This is a genomic window from Nostoc cf. edaphicum LEGE 07299 (assembly GCF_015207245.1).
GTDB classification, from domain to species: domain Bacteria; phylum Cyanobacteriota; class Cyanobacteriia; order Cyanobacteriales; family Nostocaceae; genus Nostoc; species Nostoc edaphicum_B.
Genome location: NZ_JADEXF010000602.1, coordinates 1 through 3,768 on the forward strand (window position 1 = coordinate 1; position 3,768 = coordinate 3,768).

Sequence of the window (3,768 nt, forward strand, 5' to 3'; positions counted from 1 at the left end):
GGATTGTTAAACAAAAGTCAAAACTAATTCGTCGCCAACAAGCAGAAATGCCAATTTCGGCATCGCTAATAAATTATTACGATCAGGCGCAGGAGTATCTAGAGGCAGTTGTTGCTTTTTTGGAATCTAATGAACCGGATGAGTTAGAAAAAGAAGAATTAACTAAGAATAGAAAGCAGATGAGTGCTGCGATTGCTGAAATTGACAAGTGGTTCCAGCCAGTGCAAGCGGTGGAAAACTTACCTCATGATGCACAATTAGCAGCAGTTTTACCACTTTACCCGCAACTGTTGAAGCGATCGCCAAACAACTCAATTTTACCAACACAACAACAAAGCGATCGCTTCTCTCAAGCATTTCAAACTGTCAGTAATAAAATTGACCAACTTGTAGCAGCAAAAAGCAAGAGTGCTGAGTCACTATCTACTGAACAAGCTTGCAATACCTATAAAATTGAAATTGAAGGAATTATTGACCAGGTTACCCAAATTGCAGACTTGCCTCCCCACTTAATTGAGAGTTTGCAAAATGCCCTTCGTACCAGCAACATCAGATTAACAGACATTAGGCAGCAGACAGAAGAAGGACAAAAGCAAGCTGAAGATACACAAATCATGCAGAATATTCGTAATTCTGTAACAAAAATTAAAACTATTTATCTTTCTCAAGCAGCGCTTCAAGAAATTGAAAATTTACAATCTCGCTTCAATTATCCCGATAAATTTCAGGATGAACTTGCTGAAATTGTGCAGTCAATTCAAAACAAAATCACTAGCGATAGTTCTAGTCTGGCCAATCTCCGCACTCAACTACAGTCAGTAAACAATCTTACAGAATTAGATATTATTAAGACTGAATATGCCAAGCTTGATGTTGTATTTCAAGATTCGGCTGATTACGCAAATTACCAAGAATTACAACCACAAATTCAGAGTTTAAAGCATGACCTAGAGCAAATACAAAGTCTAGAGATTTGTTATCAACAAAGTGATTCTATTCCCAGTTGTAATGATGCTTTGGCAATAATTGCTAGTGGAGAGTTAAATATCAATAATGCTGACCGCTTTCAAGAGAGGATTTCTCTGTTAGAAGCAAATTTCAGGCATAAAATAGAAGAATATGAACAAAAACAATCGCAAATTCTCCAACAAAAACAAGCTGCTGCCCAGCAATGGGTCAAAGATTTAGAAAACAGTTGTACTCAAATAAATCAATCGGTTGATGATGCGGAAAAACTAGAAATAGCAAACAATCTACTTGAGCAAATTCAAGCTGAAAAATCTGATTATATTAGCTTAATTAGTGTTGCAGAAACCCAATTACTAGAGAATATAGAACGTCAATGCGTTGAGGAACAGAAGAAAGATATAACCAATCAAATTTTCGTACTGTTACGGCAACTTCCCCGTTTAGAGCAACAAAATGTGCATGAGAGGTTAGGGCAAATTCTCTCAGAAAAGACGGAGGATTAATAGGGATGAGTGATAAACACATCATATTAGACCCTACTGGATTGTACGATATTCCCTCCGGCTATATCCGAATTACAACAGAGGTGGAATGGATACAGTTCTTTGGTGTCAGTGCCGATCCTTGCTGGGTAAGAGGTGAGCGATTATGTAAATGGGCAGAAACTTGGCTGCGATCGTGGAATAGAAGTGAGGAAATCACGGAGATTAAGCAACATCCCCGCTACAGACTAGGGCAATTGTTTGCTAATGTACAGTTACCCCATGATTGGACTGACGAGCAAGTACTGATTCTGACTACCAAGTTAGATTCTTATCCCCAAGACAACGCCATTGCCCACTTTTTAGCAGATAACATCACTAATAGTGATGGACAGATATGGTTTGCTGATCCCTCAATCTCACATCTCGCCGCTTGGTTGTCAATTTCAATTCCAGAAGAGTACCAACCCTTAGAGCGAGTTTGGCAGCAACGTTTCAAGGAACATGAGTTAGCAAACTATTACCAGACTGAAAATAAATTATTGTTCCTACGTCGCTGGTTAGGCATAGCAGAACCAGTCTTTAACGACATCGGCAAGTATCCCTTGCCAGTTCCCGACTTACTCAGACAAGAGTTTGACAGCTACTGGGAACAACTCATCTCCCGCACCGAAGGTAAAGTTTTGGATACCCTAATGCCTGCGAACCAAGTAGGTATGGAGCAAATTGCAAATTGTGCTTACAAGGTTCTTGGCAATCGACCTAACTGGATTAATCAAGCCAGGGAAGCCAAAGTTACCCCTTATCTTAGCTATCAGCAGAAGCAAGAATTAAATCTTAATCAACATCCCCCTCAACCCCTGCCTTTAGATGCTACTCCTGAGCAAGCTTTAGCTTGGGCAACAAAAGATTACCTGCCTTTCCGTCGCTGGGAAGTTATTAAGCAACCTGCCGTTGCACCAAAAATTAGTGATAGTTTGGCGGATAGCTTTGTCGAGTGGATGCTCCAGCACTACCCCCAGATGCAGGTAGACTCAGTAGAAAATTCCTACCTCAACTACAGCGTTGCATCAAAAGTACAAAATCTTTGCCAAGAAAGTCCTGTTTTTTGGGTTGTGGTCGATGGCTTAGGATGGTTAGATCATCTAGAACTTTTGGCTTTACTCACGAATAATTATAAACTGGCTGTAGAAACTGCCATTGAGCCTCGGTTTAGTATTTTGCCCACTAAAACAGAGTATGCCAAATGGAGCCTATATGCTCAATTGTTGCCCAATGATTCTGCTTGGGTTGCGGATGCTGGCAAAGCTTTTGTAAAAATGGGCATGGGCAAACGTTATACAGATAGACAAGTTGACAAACTTTACAGCGCTTTGAGAAAAAAGGCTTTTAAGTTGTATTGTTGGGATACAGATATCTTCGATAGTCTTTATCACAGTCAAAAAGACTGGCAAAGCCTTTACGAACTTGACTGTCCCCATACCCTAGAAGGCATTGCCAAGAGAATTGATTACTGTTTGCAACAATACCCTAATTCAGATGCGCTAAGAATCGTTATTGCCAGCGATCATGGTCAAATGATGGGTACTTCCGAAAAAGTCACCCATTGCCCTCCAGAACTGGAAGCAAAGGGGAGAATGGCGATTGGTAAAACTGATGATACTAGGTTTGTGGTTTTAGAAGGCGATCGCTACGGTCTTCCTCACGATATTAGTATTGTCAAAGGCTCCGCTAGCTTAGGTTCTTTTAGCTACACTAGCAATAAAAAAATTATCGGTTCTCACGGTGGGCTATTTCCCGAAGAAGTTGTGGTCGGCGTATCTGTTCTGCGAAAATCGATCCAACGTCTTCCTGTGCTGGTTTTTTGCTTTGGCGAAGGCAAGCCCATACAGACAGGAGAACTGGAAATTACTATTGAGAATCCTAACTCAGTGCCGCTAACAGACCTTTGCCTATATATTCACGAACTGCCTGATTTTCAGCAGGGAAAACTATTAGAACAGGAAATTCCTGCTCATCAGCGCTTCAGTTTTCAGGTAATACTTTCAGAAGTACCCACATTGCCATCAAATTCTTCGGAAAATGACCTATCTTTAACTGGCAATTTAACTTTTAGATTTGCCTATGCTGAAATTGAAAGTGCTGCTCTCACTCCTGACTCAAAAATTATTATTAACCAAATATATAGTAGTGGATTTGATATAGATGAATTCTTGGGAAGTAACAACCTATAATAACGATTTGGTTCGTGAGGTTTTCGGAAATCTCTGTATTGATAAAACTAGACTACCATCTAGTGGACTAAGTTCTATTGGTG

2 protein-coding genes are annotated in these 3,768 nt (G+C 40.2%); both read left to right on the forward strand.

Going from position 1 to position 3,768, the window contains the following annotated elements; translation table 11 throughout:
* Positions 1-1,472: hypothetical protein (locus IQ229_RS17560; RefSeq protein WP_194045893.1), on the forward strand; the 1,472-nt coding region annotated here is incomplete at its 5' end.
* Between the two features lie 5 nt (positions 1,473-1,477).
* Positions 1,478-3,685, forward strand: coding sequence for a hypothetical protein (locus tag IQ229_RS17565; protein ID WP_194045895.1), 2,208 nt, complete (start codon positions 1,478-1,480; stop codon positions 3,683-3,685).
* The last annotated feature ends 83 nt before the right edge of the window (positions 3,686-3,768 follow it).